We start from the raw sequence: 23,822 nt of genomic DNA on the forward strand, positions 1-23,822 counted from the left end.
TAGGATTCAACGCCGTTAAGATAAGCATTTACAGCTGCTAATTTTGTTTCTAAAGAATATTTGGTCATAACAAAAACTGCACCTCCAATTGTTAGTTGTGTCTAACAATTGGGGTTCAGTTCACTTTGAGTCGGTCCCTTTATAATGCAAAAAAATGTAAAATTACTTATTGCTAAAATACCTGCTTAGTCTTCAACAACTTTAAAAGAAACAGGACCTTCATTGTCAGTTGCTACTAAATCGATATCATATTCAATTTGCTCTGTATCCTTTGCAGCAACCTGTTGGCCTTGTTTAGGGATTTTCGGAGCATGTCCTCTTTCTTTATGATTAAAATGTTTCCCTCGTGCCATAATAAAACCTCCTTAATATGTTCTATTCTAATATAAGCAAATTCATCATCAAACATGTAATGAAAATCTAATCATTTAATGTTTCACCCAATAGGCTTTTGATTCATATAGTGTAACAACAGAATTTCATTTTATTGGAAGGGGGATCTTACATGTATCAGGAACATTCTTTCCGAACGACAAGATTACGGAATAGACAAAGTCGCTTTTATCAACCGTATCCAGCTTATAATCCCTTTACAGCACAACAGTCGACTACTTTTCAAAGCCAACAAATGGCCAATACTTCGATGTATCAACATCCCTATCAACAATCGTTTGGGCATCAATATCAACAACCATATCAAAATACGTACCAACCATTGTATGGGAACGGTAGTAATGAACAAATGAATAGTCCGTTTATGAACACATATACCACGCCATATCCCAAACAGCCGCCATTTACAAAACAACAACCTTCAGGATTTCAAACTGTTATATCACAATTTAAGAAAACAGATGGCCAATTGGATATTAATAAGATGATGGATACAGCAGGTCAAATGATGAGTGCGGTCAACCAAATGGGAGGTCTCTTCAAGGGCGTGACCTCGATATTTAAATAGAGAAAGTACAGGATATGGTTTGCCAGAATAGAATGATCAAAAGAGCAAAATTCACTTTTGCTCTTTTAGATAGTTTTTCCCTAGAATTTCTTTCACTTCATTATAAGATAAACCAGATTGTTCATTAAGACGTTTAACATCGTTCACATTTGTATTTGAATATTTTTTTGTTTCAAAAGGTTTCACTAAGTAGCAACTCCTTTCAGTCGGTATGAAAAATAACTAGGGACAAGCTACAATCACTATTAGGAAGTGATTGTAGCTTGTCCACCAAGAGACTTAACGAAATTTTTTTCACTAAGGTGAAAAGTCAATTGTTTAGAAAAGAACCTTATTTTTAAAATACTTCAATCTAACAGCACTTAAATTAACAACTCATATACTTCGTTTAATTGATTACCCCTAATAAAGTCTCTTTCATCAAAAGCATATTTAATTTCATCAGGTAGGACATTGTTTAAGAATTGAACCTCGTTTTCATCTAAACTCAGAACAAAGTCTCTTTCAGATGCAAATGAACCTTGTTCTAATTTAGTAAGAATCGTGTTACACACTGATTTTTCCTCATAATTTGATATAGATTCTTGTAAGTATCCTAAAGTGAAATCCATCTTAATCAGTCCTTAAAAAAATTTTTGAATTCCTTAGACGTATGATCTTTATCATTATATGGATTAGATTCATTACTGTTTTCTAGATCTAGATTTGTTTTAATAACTAGTATAGGCGAAGAAGATGGTTCAGCGATCAATCGATCATTTAATTCGGTAAAATCGGGTAACTTATTTTTCTTTTCACTCATTATTCACACCTCCATCTCTAGTGTTTGATGAATAGTGTTTTTATCTCACGACAAATTTTGGTTTTTTTTTGCTTCATAGAAATCACTCATTTGTGAAAAGATAGTTAAGAGGAGTGATCATATGAACTCAAAAAAGAGAATTCATAATAAAAATGAAATAACTGCATCTGCAAAGGATTTAATAAAAGATCCAACCCCTGAAGAAAACCCTAAGTACGGTAGTAAATCTCATAAAAATAGCTAAAAAAACGCATTAATTGTTTTGGGATACGTTTCGATATTTTGCGAAGAAAAGAAAGGTGCTCCCAGTAGCACCTAACAAGTGAACTGGGAATATAAATATGACAATGATTGTGAGTGGTATGAATATGACAATGATTGTGAGTGGTATGAATAGGACAGAGGCAAAATATACGTTATAATAATTCTAAATCATCTTCAATTAAGATTTGTTGTGTTTTCTTAGGAACAGTTACTCTTAACGAACCTTCCTTATAGGTTGTTTTAATATCATTTTTCTGTACTTCGTATGGTAATAAAATCGTTCTAGATAAACTATCATGGGAAGAAAAGTTTCTAAAAGTAGAGGAGTTTTCATTATATTCTTTAATTTCTTTACGGTTAGTAATAGAAATGGTTAAATAGTGATCGATAAGTTCCAACTTAATTTGTTCCTTTTTAACAGGTGGAATGTTCAAGTCAATTACATAATTTTTATCTGTTTCATACGTATTCACACTTATATGGTGTAGTGGAAATGGTTTATTAAGCATTGTATCAAATTCATTCATAAATTGCTTCAAAGGTTCTGAACGAAAAAATTGATCAACAATTTGGAAAAAATCAATTTGTTCTAGAGATTTTTCATTGTTGTCATTGCTGTTTTCTTTTTTACTCATCGTGATCCTCCTAATGTATTAATGTGAGGGGGAATGGACTCCTTTACATTTTGATTTGTTTTGTATGTAAAAATAGTATATGAGAATGATGGGAAATGGTTATTTATCAAGGTACAGTTATTTCACTCGTTCGAGAAAAAAAGCAAATACATCTTTTCAGTAAACAGACTAAAATGCAGTAAAATGATTCCAGTACTTCGTTTAAAGAAAATAAATAAAGGGAAAAAGGAAAGAAAAGACCCAAAAAAGGAGTATGTATGATGTTCAAATCATTATTTGGTAAAAAGGATATAAAGACAGAGGAAGCTCTTTTTGCTCCATTATCCGGCAAAATATTATCATTAGAGGATGTACCAGATCCTGTTTTTTCTCAAAAACTAATGGGGAATGGAATTGCGATTGAACCGACAGAAGGAGTTATTGTTGCGCCAATTGAATGTCAGGTCATTCAAGTTTTTCACACTAAACATGCTATTGGCCTTCGTTCTCAATCAGGTATTGAAATACTCATTCATATTGGGCTTGAAACGGTAAGTATGAATGGCGACGGATTTGAAGTTCATGTAAAAGAAGGACAAAAAGTAAAAGTTGGAGAACCATTAATTACAGCTGATCTCACCTTAATTAAAAAACAAGCCGCAAGTACGATCACGCCAATCATCATAACTAATTCAGACAAGGTTGAGATACTCAATACGATAGTTTCAGAAGGAAATGTGACAAAGGGTTCTACTCATATACTTGATATGAAGAAAAATCAATAAGTCGTCAGCACGAAAAATAATTGTTTTTCTTTATTGAAGCAGAAAATATTTCTGCTTTTTTTTTTTTTGCGAACGTTTATTCGTTAAAATATTGTATAATCAATATTGATTGTATAAATGAAGTGAGGTGTGAGAGATGAAATTCAGAAAATCATTAACAGATCTTCTTCAGGGTTTAAAAAATGAGAAAGATTTTGCTGAACAAATTGTTCATTGGCATACAATTCCTGCTAAAGAGGCAGAGACCATTAGCTTGCCATCTGAGTTAGATTCAAGATTAAAAAAAGCGTTACAAACTAGAGGGATTACAGATTTGTATACACATCAAAACCAAGCATATCAATTAGCGAAGAGTGGATCACATTTTGTTGCGGTAACTCCAACAGCATCAGGTAAAACATTATGCTATAATCTCCCAGTTTTACAGCAAATCGTTAATGATGAAACAAGTAGAGCCTTGTATCTCTTCCCAACTAAAGCATTAGCACAGGACCAAAAAGCTGAACTTAATGACATAATTGCTGAAATGGGCGTGCCGTTGAATTCTTATACTTATGATGGCGATACATCACCAGCAATAAGACAAAAAGTGAGAAAAGCCGGACATATTGTCATAACAAATCCAGATATGCTCCATTCTGCGATTTTGCCACACCATACTAAATGGGTTTCATTATTTGAAAATCTTAAATATATTGTTATTGATGAACTTCACATATACAGAGGAATATTTGGAAGCCATGTTTCAAATGTTATAAGACGCTTAAAACGAATATGTAATTTTTATGGAAGTAACCCTCAATTTATTTGTACTTCAGCAACAATAGCGAACCCAAAACAATTAGCTGAAATCCTAACAGGAACAACAATGGAGCTTATTTCAAAGAATGGCGCTCCATCTAGTAAAAAGCACTTTATCTTTTATAATCCTCCAATAATTAACAAGCCTCTTAATATTAGAAAGAGTGCAACTTTGGAGGTAAGGAAGCTTGCAGGCCACTTTCTTCATAATAAAATCCAAACAATTGTTTTTGCACGTAGTCGGGTTCGCGTTGAAATCATTTTAACTTATTTGCAAGAGTTGATAAAAAACGAATTGACGAAGAAAACGATTCGAGGCTATAGAGGTGGTTATTTACCACAGCAAAGAAGGGAAATTGAACAAGGTTTACGGAATGGAGAAGTACTCGGGGTAGTTAGTACAAACGCGCTTGAATTGGGTGTGGATATTGGTCGTCTACAGGTATGTATTATGACGGGTTACCCTGGAACAATTGCAAGTGCATGGCAACAAGCAGGAAGAGCAGGGAGAAGACAAGGGGAAGCAGTCATTATCATGGTAGCAAGTTCTAGTCCGCTCGATCAATATATCATCCAAAACCCTCGTTATTTTTTCGAACAAAATCCTGAAACAGCGATAATTAACCCTGACAACTTAGTTGTATTAGTCGACCATTTGAAGTGTGCTGCTTTTGAACTCCCTTTTAAAGAAGGCGATACATTTGATGGCTTAGAACTGGAAGATATATTACAATTCTTAGCAGAAGAACGGGTGCTATATTATAATGATCATACTTATCACTGGATGAATGATTCATTCCCAGCTCACAATATCAGTCTGCGCTCCGCATCACAAGAAAATGTCATTATTATTGATCAAACAGATCGTGCGAGTGTAAAAGTTATCGGTGAAATGGACAGGTTTAGTGCGATGACACTTCTACATGATGAGGCTATTTATTTACATCAAGGCATACAATTTCAAGTGGAAAAGTTAGATTGGGAAGAAAAAAAGGCTTTTGTAAGAGAAGTTGATGTCAATTATTTTACTGATGCAAATTTAGCCGTACAGTTAAAAGTTCTTGAAGAAGATTTGCTTCATTCGAAAGAAAATAGTGATTATGGTTTTGGAGATGTAACCGTCAAAGCCATGGCTACAATTTTTAAAAAAATCAAATTTGATACACATGAGAATATTGGATCAGGACCAATTCACCTTCCTGAGGAAGAACTCCATACTAATGCAGCATGGGTGAGTATACATTCAATTACAAGTGAGGAATTGTCAGAAAAGCGGCTTGAAGAATCATTGGTTGGTGCGGCACATGTACTTCAACATGTTGCACCGATGAAGGTAATGTGTGATCCATCTGATTTACATGTTATTTCACAAATTAAGTCGATTCATAATAACAAACCAACTATCTTTTTGTATGATCGTTATCCTGGCGGGGTAGGATTAGCAAAAAAAATCTATGAAACAATGAATTCTGTTTTAGAAGAGTCGATTCAATTAGTAACCAATTGTCCTTGTTATAATGGTTGTCCTTCTTGCATTGGCACTGAAAGTACTTCAGATTCAATAAAGAGGGATACTCGATATTTACTGACAAAGGTAATATGAGCCCAAGAAAAATAGATATTCATATTAAACAGCGGTGGATGTTATGGAACAGAACATAAAACACGAAAAGGTTTCCAAACTAGTTTATGCCATAGCTCTCAAATATAACTCGGGAGACTAATTAAAGGATGAAGTGAATGTCATTAAAGAATAAATTAAACCGTTTGAAAAACCATGTTATTAGAGAAGAAATACAATCTCATCAGCAATCAGAACAAGTAAAAGATCCAAACCAACAAATGTGGAAAGATCATCAAACAACAGTTTTTTCATATGACGGTCAAGAGTGTTTTATAAGGGAAGTGACATACCCTTTAGATTATCAACATGGGCTCTATCAGCTTGGTGAGATTCATGATATTGTTTCAATGTGGAATGAGAGTAGCTCATCCCATCCGTTATCGTCTAAAGGGCACAAAGCTAGTGATTTATTTTTCTTTGATACGGAAACCACTGGTCTTGGCGGAGGAGCAGGAAATACGATTTTTCTTTTAGGTCAAGCTCAAGTTTTTTCTGACAAAGTTGTCATTAAACAATATTTATTACCTAAGCCAGGAAATGAGGTTGCCATGTACCAAAGCTTTTTGCAGGGGATCAATAGTAAAACACTTGTAACATATAATGGTAAAGCATTTGATTGGCCTCAAGTGAAAACCCGTCATACATTAATTAGAGAATCTGTTCCTAGGCTTCCTGCTTTTGGCCATTTTGATTTGTTCCATGCTGCAAGGAGATTATGGAACAATGAGCTTGATTCAGTAAAACTTTCAAATGTTGAAACAGAAATCCTTAATATAACGAGAGAAAATGATATTCCAGGTTTTTTAGCACCGATGATTTATTTTCAGTTTGTGAAACAACAGAGCCCGGAGCTCATTATGGGGGTTTTAAAACATAACGAAATCGATGTGTTATCGTTACTTACCTTGTATATTCATTTATCTCGCAAAATAGTAAAAACGAATCATGAAGCGAACGCAGATGAGCACTTCGAAATTGCAAGATGGTTGGACTATGTAGGTGATGATAAAGCAGCTCGGTTAGCCTATCAATCATTGATTAAAAAGGGAACAAGTAAGGATGCAGAAGCTAAGTATAATCTCACTCTTCATTACAAGAGAGAAAAAGATTGGGAAAGAGTTGTTTCTATGTGGAAGGATTTAATATCATCTTCCAATCACGTAATCATTCGAAAGGTTGCGATTGAATTAGCTAAGTATTACGAGCATCAAGAAAAGAACTATGAAGAGGCATTACATTATACCGAGTTGGTATCTGATTTAATGAATGAGAATAATCACATATTGTCAAATGAGGTTATTGCAATCGAAAAACGAATAAATCGGTTAAAGAGGAAATATTCTGAAAGTATTGCCCGGGCAAGCGCAAAAAATGATTGATTTCGTCAAAAAAATGACAAAATAATGAATTAATCAATATCCATTAATAAGTAATTGTAGATTTTTGTTGAACGATGTAAAATAAGTGACTGGACAAACTTAGTTAAAGGGAGAAGAAGGTCGTGTACAAAAGTATATTATACTTATTTTTCATCGTAATTGTTTTAACAATTTTTATTTTAACAAATTTTAAAGAAAGCTTTTACGCTTTTCTATAAAATTAGGTTTTTGAATTAGTACATGTATGTACCTTTCATCATAGGCTAGAAGTGTAGACAATATATATGAATGAAAGGAGATTGACCTATGCATCATCATTGTAAACCGAAAGTAATGGCACCAATTGTACACCCAACAAAATGTTGTGTTCAGAATAATTATTCAGAAACAGTTGTACCACACATCCACCCACAGCACACAACAACAGTAAATCATGAATTCTTTAAACATCAACATTATTTCCCGCAATCTCATTCAGTTGAGAATGAAGTATCACACCAACACTTTAATGTGTATGGACCTGCGCCAACACCTGGATTTGGAGGTCCTAGACCACGACCTGGATTTGGACCTGGTCCTGGCCCATTTGGTCCGTTTGGACGATAGTTAGTTATTAGTTAGGAGCTGTTATGACAGCTCCTATTATTTATTTAGCTCTTATATTGGTTCCACTTATAGGAATCGCACGACTAGTGGGTAATAATAGTAACTGATAACCTCTCCCAGACAATAACCAAAAACAGCATATGTGTAAAAAATAGCTTTCCTTTAGCTTTAACATATAAAAACTTCATTAAGTGTTATTCCAATTCGTTTTAGGGTAATAATTATAAGTGATATCTTATTATTTTTTATCTGATTAATCTATCATGCAGAAGACATCCGCTTTACCTTATCAATGTTTCCATGATAGATTGAATATAAATAAAATTTTATTGAAGTAAAGTGCTTGCTTGGACTCATCGCTCAATAGCAGGAATGTTAATTGATGTTTTCTGGCTTGTACATAGTAGACGAGTTATCGATAATTTAGATCTTGAATGTATAGAAGTCTTCGTTTTTTAATTTTATATTTCACCATCCTTTTTTGAAAAGAGACTAAAGGAAAATCATTCGCAAGGAAAAATGATCGATATAGTATAATGAACCAAAGTATCACGTATGATGATAAGGTGATTAATGTGAAGGTAATAACAATATCTGGATATAAATCATTTGAACTAGGAATTTTTAAGAATGATGATCAAGCAGTACTGTATATAAAAAAGTCGATTGAAAAAACGCTGATCAGTTTTGTTGAAGAGGGGCTAGAATGGGTCATTATTAGTGGGCAGATGGGTGTTGAATTGTGGGCTGCTGAAGTCGTTTTTGACCTTCAGTTACAGTATCCAGAACTAAAACTTGCGGTTCTCACTCCTTTTTTGAATCAAGAAAGTAAATGGAATGAAACGAATCAAGAGTACTATGAATATATAACATCCCAGGCGGAATTTGTGGATAGTATTACTAAAAGAGAGTATGATAGCCCAGAACAATTTCGTCAAAAGAATGAATTCCTTATTCGTAAAAGTGAGGGACTAATACTTGTTTATGATGAAGAAAAACAAGGTTCTCCAAAATTTTTATTAGACGTTGCAAAGAAAAAACAAGAGACAAGCAATTATTTTATTGGGTTAATTGATTTCTCTGATTTACAGGTAATTGTAGAAGAAGAAAATGCAAAAAATAGTGATTTTTGGTAATGAATTATCTAAAATTTTATTTAAAACAAATAATGAAATTGACATTTGTAAAGATATCTGAAAAAATACAATATGATAACTTCGTGATAATGAGGTGAAGGAAAATGCTTTCTGATAAAATTAAATTAACGGCAAAAGAAATATTAGAAAGAGAGTTTAAATCGGGTGTAAGGGGCTATAAACAAGAAGAAGTTGATAAGTTCCTAGATCTGGTTATCAAAGATTATGAAACATTCCATCTAGAAATTGAAGATCTTCAACAGGAAAATCTTCGTTTGAAAAAACAATTGGATGATACATATAAAAAACAGCCGCCAGTTCAAACGAACACTACTAATTTTGATATTTTGAAACGATTATCAAATCTAGAAAAGCATGTTTTCGGAAGTAAACTTTACGATTAAATATTCCATTCTTTTGCACTTGTAATAATACTGATATTTAGGTATACTTAATTTTGCTGTTCATTAACGTTCAGGTAATCGCTGCAATCTATAGGGTTGTAGAGGAAAGTCCATGCTCGCACGGTGCTGAGATGCCCGTAGTGTTCGTGCCTAGTGAATTCATAAGCTAGGGCAGTCCGGGCTTAGCCTAGACTGACGGCAGGGAAAAAGCCTAAGTCCCTCGGATATGGCTTGACTACCTTGAAAGTGCCACAGTGACGGAGTCTTACAAGAAATTGTAAGAGTGGAACGGGTAAACCCCACGAGCGAGAAACCCAAATATTGGTAGGGGCACCTTCTTGGAGAAATTGAACAAAGAGAAGGACAAAAGCAACCATTTGCTTTTGTAGATAGATGATTACCACCTGAGTACGAGGCATTGCCGTTTGTAGTACAATGGAACAAAACATGGCTTATCGAACGTTAGTAATCAGTATGAAAACATATGCTACAAGGGGCTGATTATTTCAGCCCCTTTTCATTTACATAACGAAGGATCACTAACAATTAAAGAATTCTATTTAAGCTTTGAAAATTTCAGAGGAAATATTGATATTCCCACCTTTAATCAGTAATAGGGTTACAAAATCAGGATATAGTCGATGATAATTAGAGAGTAAAGGAAATTGAAATAAAGAAATACTGTGATAGAAATAAGGTAAGGTAGGGTGAAAAGATGACAAAATTATCACTAATTGCAACATCAGCAATGGGTTTGGAGGCAGTTGTAGGTAGAGAAGTAAAAGACTTAGGCTATGATTGTAAAATTGAGAATGGGAAGGTTACATTTGAAGCAGATGAAATGGCAATTTGTCGTTCAAATCTATGGTTAAGAACAGCTGATCGTATTAAGATAAAAGTAGGAGAGTTTCAAGCAAAAACCTTTGATGAGCTCTTTGAAAAAACGAAAGCTTTAAACTGGGGAGATATATTACCGCAAAATGCTGAATTTCCTGTAATAGGTAAATCAGTTAAATCAACTTTAGCAAGTGTTCCAGATTGTCAAAGTATTGTTAAAAAGGCTGTCGTTGAAAAAATGAAACTACATTATAAAACAACAGGCTGGTTTAATGAAGATGGACCCTTTTATCGGATTGAGGTTGCTTTATTAAAGGATATAGCAACAATTACAATTGATGCTAGTGGCACAGGACTTCATAAGCGTGGCTTCAGAATTGATCAAGGTGGGGCACCGATAAAAGAAACATTAGCAGCAGCTCTTATTCTATTAACTAGATGGACACCAGAACGTCCATTTGTGGATCCTTTTTGTGGTTCTGGGACAATACCGATGGAGGCTGCATTAATTGGCCAAAATATTGCTCCTGGTTTTAATCGAGAATTTGCGTCTGAAGGTTGGGAGTGGATTGGTAAAGATAAGTGGGATCTTGCTAGACAAGAGGTAGAAGACAAGGCTAATTATGATCAACCTCTAGATATTCAAGCATCTGATATTGATCATCGAATGATAAGAATAGCTGAGGAAAATGCAGAGGAAGCAGGGTTGCGTGAACTTATTTCCTTTAAACAAATGCAAGTTAAAGATTTTACCACACCTAAGGATTATGGTGTAATTGTCGGTAATCCACCTTACGGGGAGCGCCTCGGTGAGAAAAAAGCAGTGGAGCAGATATATAAGGAAATGGGACAAGCATTTGCCTCATTGGATACATGGAGTGTCTATATGCTAACATCTCATGAAGGTTTTGAACAATTTTATGGGAAACCTGCTACAAAAAAGCGTAAATTATTTAATGGATTTATAAAAACGGATTTTTATCAATATTGGTCTAATGCAAGACCACCCAGAAATAGAGAATATAAAGAACAATAATAAGAATTTATTTAGATAACCAAAGGAGGTGTTTTATATGTCGTCAATCCTTGACCAATTAGGTCCAAAATATTTTGCCTTAGATGCAGCACGTGTTGATGCGAGCCCTACAGAGTTTATCATAACTAATGATGAAGGAAATACATATTATATAGTTACACCAGATGTGTTAACGAATGACTTACTAGAATTAGGTTATAAAAAGATAGAAAACGAAGAGTGAAAATCTTCGTTTTCTTTTTTTTTGGCGCCTTTCTAAGGGTTTTATGTATAAAAGTAAACTGAACATGAAAAATTATAAGAAAAACAATCCTAAATTTACAAACACTTCTTATCCATTCCTTCTCTTTAACAAGTTAATTCATCATTACTAATTAGTTTTTATTCAAGATCATAAAATTCAAAAATAAAAGGAATAAATTATTAACAAGGACTCATATTATAGAAGTATCGTTTTAGTTAAGTATTGTTTATCCTTATTTTTTACAGCAGATATGGTATTAGAAAGGTGGAATTTTTTAGTGTTTGAAGACCAGCAATTTCAACTTATTTCTAAGGCTTTGACATCCACACAGAAATCATTAGAAGAACAAATAGGAATGGATTCTCCTGCTTTACTTCAAATGGGAAATGCACGAGAAGATATGATTAAAGCTTTATCACATGCAACATCAATAGATCATCGATTAATTATTGTCACTTTATATGATAAATAGCGTAAATACAGCAGAACGGAGTAGCCTCTCAAGGCAACTCTTTTTTTTAGGCTCTTTTCTAAAAGTTTGGTTGCTTTTATTCTTCAAAATTGACAACTTGATTAGTAAGTAAGATAATTATCTTTTATGGGTAAAATTGAATTTGAAAATATTGGAGGAAGCGTACACATGGTAACGTCCCGTTTACCTTTTGCTATATCAAAGGATGAGAGTTTTTACCAAGCTTTAAATAATTGGATAGGAGATGTTTTCTACGATATCCTACCTGAAAAGGGCTTTGAGATAAGAGATGAACAAATTTTTATGGCATTTCAATTAGAGAGAGCCTTTCAAGAGAAAAATGTGATGTTTGCTGAAGCGGGTGTTGGTACAGGAAAAACCATTGTATATTTACTGTATGCTCTATCCTATGCTAGATATACCGGAAAGCCTGCAATCATTGCTTGTGCGGATGAAACATTAATAGAACAGTTAGTTAAGCAAGAGGGTGACATCGCTAAGCTATCTGAAGTTCTTGATATACAAATGGATGTTCGATTGAGTAAAACACATAGTCAATATTTGTGTTTAAATAAACTGGATGATGAGATCCAAAAAACAGGTGATGAGAAATACTTAGATATCTATCAATCATTACCAGACTTTGTTCATGAAAAAGCAGGTATGCAGCAATTTTCAGCCTATGGGGATCGTAAGGAATTTGGTGACCTTTCTGATGAGGAATGGGATAAGCTTGGCTGGGACTCTTTCCAAGATTGTTTTACATGTTCACAAAGGCATCGATGTGGCTTAACCCTATCTCGTGACCATTATCGTAAGGCAACAGATATTATTGTTTGTTCACATGATTATTATATGGAGCATGTCTGGACATATGAGTCTAGAAAACGTGAAGGGCAAATGCCGCTCTTACCGGAGTATAGTAGTGTTGTATTTGATGAAGGACATTTATTGGAGTTTGCTGCCCAAAAGGCTTTAACATATCGAGTAAAACAAAGCTCACTTCAAAGTTTCTTAGAAAGAATACTTCAAAATGAGATTCGTGAAGAACTGGCTTATTCAGTTGAGGATGGACTGGCAATTAATGATGAGTTTTTCGAGGATCTACAACAATCTACTATTGCTGTAGAAGGGTCGAATAGACTGAAAATAAATGATTTAACCAAGCTTAAAGTCTCAGCTAAAAACCTTCAGTCCAAACTTGCTGAAATTAGCGAAGCACTCGTCTTTGAAGGTGAACTCTATACGATTAATGAGTATGAATTAAAGATTGTCGAAGAGTATATCGATCAAATGGAGTACTCACTTTCATTATTCAATGGTAAAAATAATGCAGTAAGCTGGGTTGAGGAAAATAATAACGATTATAGCTTAGTCATAATGCCACGTAAGGTAGAAGAAGTCTTAAAAGAGCGAGTCTTTTCAAAGAAAATTCCATATATCTTTTCTTCTGCTACCCTTTCAGAAGGACAATCATTTGATTATATTGCGAGCAGTTTAGGAATAACTGACTATCTATCACTTTCGGTCGCATCTCCATTTGATTACGATGAGCAAATGAGCCTGCAATATAGAAAAGTGGAAGATCAATCAAAGAAATTCTTGAAAACAATCGAAAGTTTAAAGCAATCTGGTGGAAGAGGTCTTGTCCTTTTTTCATCACAAAATGATTTAAAATGGTTCAAAGAAGAATTACAATCAGTGAACTTGGAATTTCCAGTCCTTTTTGAGGGTGATAAGGAAATTAGCTCACTAGTAAAAGAATTTCAGCTTCATGAAGAATCAGTGTTATGTGCAGTTCATTTATGGGAAGGTCTCGATATACCAGGACCATCTCTTTCGAATGTGATAATATGGACGCTTCCATACCCACCAAACGACCCTGTCTTTGAGGCGAAAAAGTCGGACAAGAAGGATCCATTCACTGAAGTAGATTTACCTTATATGCTTTTAAGATTGAGACAAGGTATTGGCAGATTAATTAGAACCAGTGAAGATAAAGGGACAATTACAATTTTCTTAACAGAAAATGATGAAGCGATTATCGAACATATAACACCTGTATTACCAGTTAGTCCATTTATTGGATAGACAAGAAGCTTGACTTCTTTTCTATCTTTTTTTAGGATCTTTTTTAATGAAAAGCGACTTATGACTTAATGGAAATGGACAGTCGAGTTTTCACTATAAATATTGAATCTATTCTAAAATGATTTTCAGATAGGATCATTATCTCTATATACGCTATAATTGATTATATAAAGGGAGTGAATAAAAATGGAACAGTTAGAAAAGGATTTTATAGCTTACATAAAAAAAATGCACGCCTATGAAGAAGCAATTAATGTGATGTACTGGGATATGCGAACTGGAGCACCTAAAAAAGGAATTGAACAGCGATCTGAGGTTATTGGTATGCTGTCTACAGAAGCATTCCAGATGCTTGTATCAGACCAAATGGAAGAATATTTAGTAGAACTCTCAAAAGATGGCGTATTTGATAAGTTAGATCCGATTACCCAAAAAGCTGTAGAGTTAGTAAATAAGGAATACCAAAAAAATAAGCTTATACCAGCTGATGAATATCAACAATACGTAGTTCTCTGCTCAAAAGCTGAGTCTGTTTGGGAAGAAGCTAAAGAGAATTCTGATTTTCAATTATTTGCACCGTATTTGAAAAAGCTCGTTGACTATAATAAGAAACTGATTACATATTGGGGTTATAAAGGAAATAAATATAATACCCTACTTAATGAATATGAACCAGGTGTAACTACAGAGGTGTTAGATCAAGTTTTTGCACAAGTGCGGGAAACGATTGTTCCACTCGTTAAGGCAATTGCTGATTCCTCTCACAAACCGAAAACTGATTTTTTGTATAATTATTTTCCAAAAGTAAATCAACGAAAACTTAGTGAATATTTATTAAGAGAAGTAGGTTATGATTTTGAAGCAGGAAGGTTGGATGAAACTGTTCACCCCTTTGAAATCACGCTAAATCGCGGAGATGTTAGAATAACTACGAAGTATGATGAAAGCGACTTTAGAACAGCAATCTTTGGTACAATTCATGAGTGTGGTCATGCCATTTATGAACAAAATATCTCAGAAAAATTAGAGGGTACTTTATTATCAAGTGGTACATCCATGGGAATCCATGAATCACAATCATTGTTCTATGAGAACTTTATCGGCAGAAATGAAGGGTTTTGGCAGCGTTATTATCAACAACTTAAAGATTTTTCACCAGAGCAATTTGATGGAGTCAGTCTTCAAGAGTTTTATATGGCAATAAATGAATCTAAACCATCGCTCATTAGAATTGAAGCAGATGAGTTAACATATCCACTCCATATTATGGTGCGGTATGAAATTGAAAAGGCTTTATTCAATGATGAGGTAACGGTCGATGATTTACCTCGCTTATGGAATGAGTTATATGAGGAATATTTAGGTGTTACCCCACCAGATGATGAAAAAGGGATTCTCCAGGATGTTCATTGGGCTGGAGGAAGTTTTGGGTATTTTCCATCTTACGCATTAGGATATATGTATGCAGCGCAGTTTAGAAATGCAATGCTGAAGGATTTGCCTAATTTAAATGAATTAATAGAAACTGGACAATTTCAAATGATAAAAGACTGGTTAACTGAAAAAATACATCAATATGGTAAAACAAAGCAGCCCTTAGAAATAATTCAAGAAGTTACCGGGGAAGGATTAAATGCACACTATTTAATAGACTACCTAGATAAAAAGTATAAAGAAATCTATCAATTGTAAATTTTTTTACAAGATATTCTTTTGTAAAGGGAGCTGATATAAGCTTCCTTTTTATTGTCATTTACGAATATTTCCAGAGGATACCAGTATAAAGTTCGTGTTTATTATAAAAAACATTTGCAAATCAATCATTTACTGATATAATTTTATTTAATTAGATAATCACTCATATAATAGTGGGAATATGGCCCACGAGTTTCTACCGAATAACCGTAAATTATTCGACTATGAGTGAGGTTAAATGTACACGTTTCTACTAGGGTAGTTCTATTTAGAAATGAGCGGCATTGCTTCACTTATAGCTGAAGCAATGCCGTTTTTTGTTGTGTATAAAAATATCGTTAGGGGGAGAAGTATATGAAACTACTTAGAGACAAGATACAAGATGAAGGTATAGTTCTTTCTGACGGTGTATTAAAGGTGGACTCATTTTTAAACCATCAAATTGATCCAGAACTTATGAAAGAAATAGGTTTAGAGTTTGCAAAACGATTTAATAATGCAGGTATTACGAAGATCGTTACGATTGAATCTTCAGGTATTGCTCCGGCAGTTATGGCTGGAATAGAATTAGGTGTTAAGGTGATCTTTGCTAGAAAGAGAAAATCATTAACTCTAACCGAAAATTTACTTGTCTCTTCAGTTTATTCGTTTACGAAACAAGAAGAAAATACGATAACTGTTTCTTCACAGTTTTTGAATAATACTGACCGTGTCCTTATTATTGACGATTTTTTAGCAAATGGAGAGGCTGCAAAAGGATTGATTGATATTGTTCTTAAGTCTGGTGCGTCTGTTCAAGGAATTGGGATTGTTATTGAAAAGTCATTTCAAAAAGGTGCGGAAGAACTAAAAGCGCTTGGCTATAGAGTTGAATCATTAGCAAGAATTCAATCATTAGCAATGGGCAAGGTATCCTTTGTTGAAGACGAAGTGGAGGTTCTAAAATGAAACAATCATTGCAGAACGTTTCGTTAGGTATTCAGCATGTACTTGCTATGTATGCAGGTGCAATCCTTGTGCCATTAATTATCGGAAGTGGACTTGGATTATCCGGTTCTCAATTAACCTATCTAGTTGCAATTGACATTTTTATGTGTGGTATCGCCACGTTGTTACAAGTATGGAAAAATCGTTTCTTTGGAATTGGTTTACCTGTTGTATTAGGCTGTACCTTTACTGCAGTTGGACCGATGATTGCAATTGGAAATGAATATGGTATAACGTCCATTTATGGTGCCATTCTAACTTCAGGTTTAATTGTTGTTTTGATATCATCAGTATTTGGAAAACTCGTAAAGTTTTTTCCGCCTGTCGTAACAGGCTCAGTTGTAACCATTATCGGAATCACACTTATTCCTGTTGCGATGAATAATATGGCAGGTGGACAGGGAAGTCCTGACTTTGGATCAAAAGAGAATCTTCTGCTAGCTTTTGGTGTCCTCATATTCATTATTATACTTAATCGTTTTTTTACAGGTTTTATTAAAGCTATTTCAATCCTACTTGCAATTATTGGCGGTACTGTTATCGCCAGTTTGCTGGGAATGGTTGATCTCCAACCTGTCCATGATGCATCATGGTTTAATGTAGGTAAACCCTTTTATTTTGGTACTCCTAGCTTTGAGATCGTACCAATCTTGACGATGACTATTGTCGCAATTGTAAGTATGGTCGAATCTACAGGTGTTTATTTCGCATTAGGTGATATTTGCAATAAGAAAATTAATGAAAAGGATTTAGCTAGAGGATATCGTGCTGAGGGAATAGCTTACATGCTTGGTGCGATTTTTAATGCATTTCCTTATACAGCATTTTCTCAAAATGTCGGTCTTATCCAGTTAACTGGTATAAAAACAAACCGAGTTATTTACACGACAGCTTTTATGTTGATAGGGTTAGGGTTAATTCCTAAAATAGCTGCATTAGCAACGATAATTCCTTCATCAGTATTAGGTGGTGCAATGGTAGCTATGTTTGGTATGGTTGTTGCTTATGGAATTAAAATGCTAGGACAAGTTGAATTTGCTTCACAAGAAAACCTCTTGATTGTTGCATGCTCTGTCGGTTTAGGACTTGGAGTAACAGTTGTACCTGAAATTTTTGCAGGTCTTCCAGAGTCTGTGAAAATTTTAACGAATAGCGGGATTGTACTAGGAAGTGTAACTGCTATTTTACTAAATATTGTTTTTAATATGATCCCATCTAATAAAAATGTAGAGGGCCAGTCTAAAACAATTGTGCAAGGTAAAGCATCTTAGATCATTTGGTGAGTTTTCCAGTCTACATGCATTCTATTTTGTCATTTAGAATGCAGTAGACTTTTTATATGCATCTTCATCTAAAGGTATGATTATCTATTTTTGAAAAGTCAAATAGAAAATTAATTTGTCATGAGATACGACAAACATTAATAGTATATAAGTATTCTACTTATAGGAGAAGAGAAGATGAGAGTTAAAGAAATGAAAATAATCCAGAAACTAACTGTTCAAAAATTGACAGAAATTGCAGAACATGCAAATAGGTTTGAGTCAGATATAAAAATAAGTGTTGGAGAGAATAAGATAGTAGATGCTAAAAGTGTAATGGGTTTGCTGGCGATATTAAGAACTGGAAGTGAAGTAACAATTAGGGCGAGAGGAATAGATGAGGAAGAAGCCATAAGGACGTTTATGAATTTATTGTTATAGTGAAAAATGAGGTAATCAGAAAAAGTAATAGTATTATAAAATGCAACGCAGCAATAAAGAACCCATAATCAAAAAAGTTATGGGTTCTTTATTATTTTAGTTCTCTAAGATTCTTTCCTTTTGTTCAATATATTCTTGTTCGGAAAGGATGCCTAAATCCGCAAGTTCTTTTAACTTTTTCAATTTATCAAAGTTATCAATAGCAGAATCGGCCCTTAGACCCTTTATCACTTGAATCTTATTTTCGATATTTTCCTTTAATTCTAACGCAATTCCTTTTTCACTTTTTGAGAAATCAATCGTATTTTCTTGTTTTTCGTATTTTTTTTCATTTTTACCACAATCAATTACAATACTGCCGATTGTTGCTAGTTTAGGATTTTTTAAGGAGACATTTAAAATATTTTTAAATTGAACGAGTTTGACCTTATTAAATTTCCCTAAGAATCCATGGTGAATAATTTCAATACTATCTTGGTACAAATATACAGTTGTTTTACTTCCTTTTTTAAATGTATATTCTTTAAATGCTAACTCAGCCATCGTAAACCCCATTTCTAGTGCATGTTGATTAAACTATTCTTATTTTACATAATATTCATTAAAAAGTTAAGATTAAGTTAGAAAAGGTTTATTTTTTAGTGGATTGTATGCGTAAAGGATATCTAAGTTCGTAATAATAATAATACTATCTCTTTGTATCATTTCATTCGGATGATCCTTACTCATTTATATTTGTATGTATAATTTGTTTTACAGTCCCTCAAGAAAAGAAGTGCATTCATTAAAAAAAGAGTGATGCATTCACTCTCCTGAAACTTTCCATACATATAAGTCTTCAACTGTACAATTTAGTTCTTTTGAAATCGTCATAGCATTATTCAAATTCATCACTTTACTATCTAGATAACTAGTGAGTTGATCTTTCGAAATATTAGTATTGGTTGCTAGTGAGTCAAGATCGGTGTTGTTTTTAGATAAAAGTTCTTTGAAATTACTCTTTTTAGCCTTGTATATAGCCATAATTTAACACCTCTCTTCTATATCTAGGATATCATAGTACCAATTTAAAAGAAAGTAGATAAAATAACATAAAAAACTGTTGTTACTTATGTAACAGAATTGTAATGGAAGGAGTTTTGATTATTTAAGAACCGTTATAAATCAAAGGTGTTTTCGCAAAGAGATTGTTTGTAATAAGCACTTCTATACATACTTTGCCTTTCTGTGATCTCTTTTCGTTTAATGACTCGTTCATTTTCTTTAAAACCAGCTTCTGTTTATACAAAAACAATCCAAAAGGTGATTTTTAGGAGATAAACTAGGTTATATCCAAGTACCGATAAACTAGGTTATGAACAAATTTTATAAAGAACCTAAATAAATTGTTACCTCTTGTTACATATTAAGCTAAAAGAGGTGATAACTTGAATTTATTAAATGCTATTGGGGAATGGAAACAAGCAAGGTATGAAAAGGTAATTAGTGAAATGGAACCATTAGGAAGATGTCCTGATTGTCGAGGAAGAGGATTTGTTTCAACACTCACAAGTGTTTATACCCCTACATTTGATGCGATATTTGACTGCCCTGGCTGCAATGGAAGTGGTCAATATACCGATTGGAACGCTAATAGTGAAATGGAATAATCTATATTCCGAACTAATACTCTACCAACACATGATTTTGCCTTCTCAAGATTATTGGTTTAGCTAAGTCCTTTTATTCATACATAGGCTACTCGATCTTATCGATGATAATAAATAATTTGGCCCTATGTCTATAGGATAATAATTGACTATTTACACAAAATAGATTGGCTTCATATTACGAAAGGGGAGCTAATCCAATGAAATGGCAAGACTTTTATTAACTAAACTACAAGAACGTGAAAGGGGAAAAATCGTCCTTGCCATTGATACATCTACCGATCAGGTAGACACAGAATTAATAGAAAATATTGTTAAGCTTTTTGGTGAAGTGTCACCTGAGACATTAATCAATCGTACAAGCAGACTTCAAAATAAGAAGTGTTTCTTCTATAAAAGATACACTAAGCAAATAAATTACTTTAAACATGGTAAATCTTCATATACAGAAGTGTTAGAGTGGATGACACCCTTTTTTATATCACGGATGTTACGGGTTACATATATGATATTTGATAAAGAAGTCTTTTGGTTGGTACCCAATGAATTTATTCCTAAAGTTCCATTTGGAAAAGCGATAAGAGTAACCTAAAAGATAAGGTTTAAGGTATGGAGGTAAAGGCTGACAGTAATTGTCAGCCTTCTGAATAGTTTGTTTATAATAATAACGAAATTGAAAGGTTGCCATGGTCTTGTATCACGATAGGTATAGTAACCAAATGATCATAGTGATCAAATTGACGTATTTGAAGAAACTTTGGAGGGGAAATGTCTGTAGCTAGGCCATGATTTGAAAGAAGTGTTGCCAAATTACCTGTTAACATATTCGCAAATTCACCGATAAATGATTCTAGTAGTTCACCAGTTACAGGCATACCAAACATTCCTTCTCCAATATAACTGTAAACGGTCGTTTCCCCCTGGATCAGGAGGGCTCCATTACATTCACCTGTTAGTTCGATTTGTACTGAATGAAATAAATGATTGTAAGGAACTGTTTCAGTTATTTTTTCAATTGAGTAAGGGATCGTTAGTAGCATTTTAATTGATGCCATCGTTCCATCTAATAATTGATCTCTTATGTCATTTCTCATCTTCTTCACTAGTTCCTCCAGCCTATAGTAGTTACTTAATATTAGCATAAAACTAGACTGTAGATGTATGTTTTTTTGCGGAAATTAACGATAATTTGTTGTTTTTCGTCTATTCTTGTAATGGGAAACCTACTTAATTTAAATATGTAACGGATACTAGGTCATCCATACTAGAAAAAATGCGATTACCAAATATTAATAATGATAATAATCAAAAGGTACGATATAATCATATTGCACAGCAACAACTTCTTTAAAACGTCTAGCCCTTTCCCATGTTCTGGGAAAGGCTTTTTTAATTAATAGCTAGAACAAAAGATGAACAATCTCCTCTACTCACTGCATTTAACAGGATCATCTCGCTTGAGAAACAAATTTACTCTTCTCTTCATTGGCTAATCTAAAACTCTACCACGATATGCAGGAAAATACTTACCCATTATCATCAATTCCTTCTGGATAATATTACATTGAATAGGTAATAGTAAGATTGAGAATATGAGGTGAGAATAATTGGCTTATCTACTATCTGTTGGAAAGGCTTTGCCTGTAAATGAAATAGAACAGGTCAAGACGGTCGAATTCGCAAATAGTCTTTTCCAGAAATCCTTTAAAGATATTAATCGTCTATTAACTGTTTTTCAAAACGGTGAAATTCAAAAGAGACAGTTCGTTGAACAGCTTGATTGGTATAAAGAAAAGCATACATTTTCTGAAAAGAATCAGCTATATATAAAAAATGCTGTTCAATTAGGTGTTCAATCGATTGTACAATGTTTAACAAATTCTAATTTGTTAAAGACATCAATCGATTTTGAGGAGATTGATGCTATTTTTTTTATTAGCAGCACGGGTATTTCGACTCCAAGTATAGAAGCTAAAATAATGAATAAACTGCCATTTAAAGAAACAACTAAACGAATTCCTATTTGGGGATTAGGTTGTGCTGGTGGGGCTGCTGGTCTTTCTCGAGCATATGAATATTGTAAGGCATATCCAACTTCGCTTGTCCTAGTTATTACGGTCGAGCTTTGTAGCTTAACATTTCAACTTGATGACCAATCTAAGAGTAATCTAATTGGAACATCTCTATTTGCAGATGGTGTTGCGTGTGTTTGTGTTGCTGGTGATTCAGTCGATTGGCTTGCAAAATCAAAGCTTGAGGCTCTACCACGTATAGTAGCAACCAGGTCAACTATTATGAAAGATTCGGAAGATGTTATGGGCTGGGATTTTAAAGACTCTGGTTTTTATGTGAACTTTTCAAGGGATATTCCTTTATTAATCAAAGATTGGCTTCGTCCTCATATGATGCAGTTTTTAAACGAATATGATTTATCGTTAAAGAAAATAAATCACTTTGTTGCACATCCAGGAGGTAAAAAGGTTCTTGAAGCTTATAAGGAAGGATTAGGTTTTACGAATGATCATTTACATATATCAAAAGAAGTATTAATTAACCATGGAAATATGTCGGCTACAACCGTAATGTACGTACTGCAAGAATATTTAGAAAGAAGGCTAGGGAAGACGAATGAATACGGCTTAATTGGGGCACTCGGACCGGGTTTTAGTTCTGAAATACTGCTTGTTCAATGGGAGAGTGGCTGATATATGTTCATTGTTTTATTTTTTCTAATAATGGTTCAAAGAGTTACAGAGTTGTATCTTGCTAAACGAAATGAAAAATGGCTGTTAAATAAGGGTGGCATTGAATATGGAAGGAAGCATTATCCATTCATAGTAGCGCTTCATATTTTCTTTTTATTTTCACTATTGTTGGAGGTGCTCTTTCTAAATAAGGAGTTAACTGATATCTGGCTTTTGATCATTCCTTTATTATCTATTTCACAAGTAATACGTTATTGGTCTGTTTTTTCATTAGGTAAATATTGGAATACGAAGATTATTATCATACCAGATGAGAGTGTAGTTTTGAAGGGGCCTTATCAATTTATGAGACATCCAAATTATCTAGTAGTTGCTGTAGAGATACTACTTATCCCTTTATTATTCCATGCGTACTTTACTTCGTTACTATTCACTATTTTGAATGTCCTAATAATGACGATTCGGATACCGGCAGAGGAAAGTGCTCTATTAGCAAATACATCAAATTATGATCAAACATTTAGTTTGAGATTAAGGTTTGCAACCAAAAAATAATCATCCTTTTTTCTGAAAAATGAAATTAATCCTGTTGAAAATGATTATCATTAATGATACAATATTTTTGTAATGAAAAACATTCTCAATTTGGAGGCATGCTGCGAATATGACTATGTTATTTGTGGGATTCACCGTTATTGCATATAGTATTTTAATTGGTTACATATTAAAGAATATAGATGCTAAAAAGGCTTGATTTCTCTGCTCACTTTATGTGGGCTTTTATTTTTGTCTATAAAACCTAAAATTCCTTATCCTCTTTTTGTTAGGCTCTTTTCTAAAAGTTTGTTGCTCTAGTACGAATAAAAATTGGCTTTTGGATTTTTATTATCTAAATTGAAGCGATCTCCAGTGGGATATCAGAGTCATTTAACGAAAAGAGCACGAAGATAGGCTGAATACGTAAAGATTTACTTATTACGAAAAACAACAATCTTTGCGAAAACAGCCTTTTGTTAATACTCCTTGT

Annotated in this window: 27 protein-coding genes, 1 other RNA gene, 1 pseudogene and 1 riboswitch; of the genes and pseudogenes, 21 read left to right on the plus strand and 8 right to left on the minus strand. The window is 33.7% G+C overall.

Translation table 11 applies throughout. From position 1 onward, the window contains the following. Positions 1 to 185: 185 nt before the first annotated feature. The gene (locus AC6CHR_RS19140) at positions 186 to 353 is read right to left on the minus strand and encodes a hypothetical protein (protein ID WP_498250617.1); all 168 of its coding nucleotides are present in this window, start codon (positions 351 to 353) and stop codon (positions 186 to 188) included. 152 nt (positions 354 to 505) lie between these two features. Here AC6CHR_RS19140 and AC6CHR_RS19145 point away from each other — a divergent pair, with 152 nt between their 5' ends. Continuing rightward, positions 506 to 961, plus strand: coding sequence for a YppG family protein (locus AC6CHR_RS19145; protein ID WP_498250618.1), 456 nt, complete (start codon positions 506 to 508; stop codon positions 959 to 961). A gap of 51 nt (positions 962 to 1,012) precedes the next feature. Here the strand turns inward: AC6CHR_RS19145 and AC6CHR_RS19150 are convergent, their stop codons facing one another. The 3 genes from AC6CHR_RS19150 to AC6CHR_RS19160 all read right to left on the minus strand — a co-directional run bounded on the left by AC6CHR_RS19150 (position 1,013) and on the right by AC6CHR_RS19160 (position 1,763). Next, entirely contained in the window at positions 1,013 to 1,147 is a 135-nt protein-coding gene (locus tag AC6CHR_RS19150) for a hypothetical protein (protein ID WP_498250619.1), read from the minus strand. A gap of 176 nt (positions 1,148 to 1,323) precedes the next feature. After that, on the minus strand, positions 1,324 to 1,572 hold the full coding sequence (locus AC6CHR_RS19155; protein ID WP_498250620.1) for a sporulation protein: 249 nt from the start codon (positions 1,570 to 1,572) through the stop codon (positions 1,324 to 1,326). Between the two features lie 5 nt (positions 1,573 to 1,577). Continuing rightward, positions 1,578 to 1,763 carry a hypothetical protein gene (locus tag AC6CHR_RS19160; RefSeq protein WP_498250621.1) on the minus strand — a complete coding sequence of 62 codons (186 nt, stop codon included), beginning with the start codon at positions 1,761 to 1,763 and terminating at the stop codon, positions 1,578 to 1,580. Positions 1,764 to 1,884: 121 nt separating this feature from the next. Here AC6CHR_RS19160 and AC6CHR_RS19165 point away from each other — a divergent pair, with 121 nt between their 5' ends. After that, positions 1,885 to 2,007: a hypothetical protein gene (locus tag AC6CHR_RS19165; RefSeq protein ID WP_498250622.1), complete on the plus strand. Its 123-nt coding sequence runs from the start codon at positions 1,885 to 1,887 to the stop codon at positions 2,005 to 2,007. A 172-nt stretch (positions 2,008 to 2,179) separates the two neighbouring features. Here the strand turns inward: AC6CHR_RS19165 and AC6CHR_RS19170 are convergent, their stop codons facing one another. Further along, a complete protein-coding gene (locus tag AC6CHR_RS19170; RefSeq protein ID WP_498250623.1) occupies positions 2,180 to 2,662 on the minus strand; it encodes an Hsp20/alpha crystallin family protein in 483 nt (160 codons plus the stop codon). A 260-nt stretch (positions 2,663 to 2,922) separates the two neighbouring features. Here AC6CHR_RS19170 and AC6CHR_RS19175 point away from each other — a divergent pair, with 260 nt between their 5' ends. The 15 genes from AC6CHR_RS19175 to AC6CHR_RS19245 all read left to right on the plus strand — a co-directional run bounded on the left by AC6CHR_RS19175 (position 2,923) and on the right by AC6CHR_RS19245 (position 18,441). Beyond that, entirely contained in the window at positions 2,923 to 3,426 is a 504-nt protein-coding gene (locus AC6CHR_RS19175; protein ID WP_498250624.1) for a PTS sugar transporter subunit IIA, read from the plus strand. Positions 3,427 to 3,562: 136 nt separating this feature from the next. Further along, on the plus strand, positions 3,563 to 5,830 hold the full coding sequence (locus AC6CHR_RS19180; protein ID WP_498250625.1) for a DEAD/DEAH box helicase: 2,268 nt from the start codon (positions 3,563 to 3,565) through the stop codon (positions 5,828 to 5,830). A 137-nt stretch (positions 5,831 to 5,967) separates the two neighbouring features. Then, positions 5,968 to 7,230: a ribonuclease H-like domain-containing protein gene (locus AC6CHR_RS19185; RefSeq protein WP_498250626.1), complete on the plus strand. Its 1,263-nt coding sequence runs from the start codon at positions 5,968 to 5,970 to the stop codon at positions 7,228 to 7,230. A gap of 306 nt (positions 7,231 to 7,536) precedes the next feature. Continuing rightward, complete coding sequence (locus AC6CHR_RS19190; RefSeq protein ID WP_498250627.1) at positions 7,537 to 7,836, plus strand: CotD family spore coat protein; 300 nt, start codon at positions 7,537 to 7,539, stop codon at positions 7,834 to 7,836. Positions 7,837 to 8,411: 575 nt separating this feature from the next. Continuing rightward, positions 8,412 to 8,972: an SLOG family protein gene (locus AC6CHR_RS19195; protein WP_498250751.1), complete on the plus strand. Its 561-nt coding sequence runs from the start codon at positions 8,412 to 8,414 to the stop codon at positions 8,970 to 8,972. Between the two features lie 104 nt (positions 8,973 to 9,076). Further along, positions 9,077 to 9,376 (plus strand): cell division regulator GpsB, encoded by a 300-nt coding sequence (gpsB, locus tag AC6CHR_RS19200; protein WP_498250628.1) that lies wholly within the window; start codon positions 9,077 to 9,079, stop codon positions 9,374 to 9,376. Between the two features lie 66 nt (positions 9,377 to 9,442). Beyond that, an RNA gene (gene rnpB, locus AC6CHR_RS19205) (RNase P RNA component class B) lies at positions 9,443 to 9,836 on the plus strand. Between the two features lie 255 nt (positions 9,837 to 10,091). Beyond that, positions 10,092 to 11,249 carry a THUMP domain-containing class I SAM-dependent RNA methyltransferase gene (locus tag AC6CHR_RS19210; RefSeq protein ID WP_498250629.1) on the plus strand — a complete coding sequence of 386 codons (1,158 nt, stop codon included), beginning with the start codon at positions 10,092 to 10,094 and terminating at the stop codon, positions 11,247 to 11,249. A 37-nt stretch (positions 11,250 to 11,286) separates the two neighbouring features. Next, entirely contained in the window at positions 11,287 to 11,472 is a 186-nt protein-coding gene (locus AC6CHR_RS19215; protein ID WP_498250630.1) for a hypothetical protein, read from the plus strand. Between the two features lie 298 nt (positions 11,473 to 11,770). Then, the gene (locus tag AC6CHR_RS19220) at positions 11,771 to 11,965 is read left to right on the plus strand and encodes a hypothetical protein (RefSeq protein ID WP_498250631.1); all 195 of its coding nucleotides are present in this window, start codon (positions 11,771 to 11,773) and stop codon (positions 11,963 to 11,965) included. Between the two features lie 168 nt (positions 11,966 to 12,133). After that, positions 12,134 to 14,056, plus strand: coding sequence for an ATP-dependent DNA helicase (locus tag AC6CHR_RS19225; RefSeq protein ID WP_498250632.1), 1,923 nt, complete (start codon positions 12,134 to 12,136; stop codon positions 14,054 to 14,056). A gap of 186 nt (positions 14,057 to 14,242) precedes the next feature. Beyond that, positions 14,243 to 15,748 (plus strand): carboxypeptidase M32, encoded by a 1,506-nt coding sequence (locus AC6CHR_RS19230; RefSeq protein WP_498250633.1) that lies wholly within the window; start codon positions 14,243 to 14,245, stop codon positions 15,746 to 15,748. Between the two features lie 146 nt (positions 15,749 to 15,894). Beyond that, a riboswitch (purine riboswitch) is annotated at positions 15,895 to 15,996 on the plus strand. Positions 15,997 to 16,105: 109 nt separating this feature from the next. Beyond that, the gene (locus AC6CHR_RS19235; RefSeq protein ID WP_498250635.1) at positions 16,106 to 16,699 is read left to right on the plus strand and encodes a xanthine phosphoribosyltransferase; all 594 of its coding nucleotides are present in this window, start codon (positions 16,106 to 16,108) and stop codon (positions 16,697 to 16,699) included. Further along, complete coding sequence (locus AC6CHR_RS19240; RefSeq protein WP_498250636.1) at positions 16,696 to 18,009, plus strand: nucleobase:cation symporter-2 family protein; 1,314 nt, start codon at positions 16,696 to 16,698, stop codon at positions 18,007 to 18,009. The genes AC6CHR_RS19235 and AC6CHR_RS19240 overlap by 4 nt, the downstream gene beginning before the upstream one ends. 189 nt (positions 18,010 to 18,198) lie before the next feature. Continuing rightward, complete coding sequence (locus AC6CHR_RS19245; RefSeq protein ID WP_498250638.1) at positions 18,199 to 18,441, plus strand: HPr family phosphocarrier protein; 243 nt, start codon at positions 18,199 to 18,201, stop codon at positions 18,439 to 18,441. A gap of 96 nt (positions 18,442 to 18,537) precedes the next feature. Here AC6CHR_RS19245 and AC6CHR_RS19250 read toward each other — a convergent pair whose 3' ends face one another. Continuing rightward, positions 18,538 to 18,984 (minus strand): SHOCT domain-containing protein, encoded by a 447-nt coding sequence (locus AC6CHR_RS19250; protein ID WP_498250639.1) that lies wholly within the window; start codon positions 18,982 to 18,984, stop codon positions 18,538 to 18,540. A 261-nt stretch (positions 18,985 to 19,245) separates the two neighbouring features. Further along, entirely contained in the window at positions 19,246 to 19,464 is a 219-nt protein-coding gene (locus AC6CHR_RS19255) for a helix-turn-helix domain-containing protein (protein WP_498250640.1), read from the minus strand. A 404-nt stretch (positions 19,465 to 19,868) separates the two neighbouring features. Between AC6CHR_RS19255 and AC6CHR_RS19260 the strand changes: the two genes are divergently transcribed. Then, a complete protein-coding gene (locus tag AC6CHR_RS19260; protein WP_498250641.1) occupies positions 19,869 to 20,090 on the plus strand; it encodes a methionine aminopeptidase in 222 nt (73 codons plus the stop codon). 200 nt (positions 20,091 to 20,290) lie between these two features. Then, positions 20,291 to 20,682, plus strand: a pseudogene (locus tag AC6CHR_RS19265) (vWA domain-containing protein). Positions 20,683 to 20,746: 64 nt separating this feature from the next. Here AC6CHR_RS19265 and AC6CHR_RS19270 read toward each other — a convergent pair. Continuing rightward, on the minus strand, positions 20,747 to 21,184 hold the full coding sequence (locus tag AC6CHR_RS19270) for a chemotaxis protein CheX (protein WP_498250752.1): 438 nt from the start codon (positions 21,182 to 21,184) through the stop codon (positions 20,747 to 20,749). Between the two features lie 513 nt (positions 21,185 to 21,697). Here AC6CHR_RS19270 and AC6CHR_RS19275 point away from each other — a divergent pair. After that, on the plus strand, positions 21,698 to 22,795 hold the full coding sequence (locus tag AC6CHR_RS19275; protein ID WP_498250642.1) for a type III polyketide synthase: 1,098 nt from the start codon (positions 21,698 to 21,700) through the stop codon (positions 22,793 to 22,795). A 3-nt stretch (positions 22,796 to 22,798) separates the two neighbouring features. Further along, on the plus strand, positions 22,799 to 23,350 hold the full coding sequence (locus AC6CHR_RS19280; RefSeq protein WP_498250643.1) for an isoprenylcysteine carboxyl methyltransferase family protein: 552 nt from the start codon (positions 22,799 to 22,801) through the stop codon (positions 23,348 to 23,350). The last annotated feature ends 472 nt before the right edge of the window (positions 23,351 to 23,822 follow it).

The sequence above is a fragment of the Metabacillus sp. GQ13 genome, assembly GCF_059758525.1.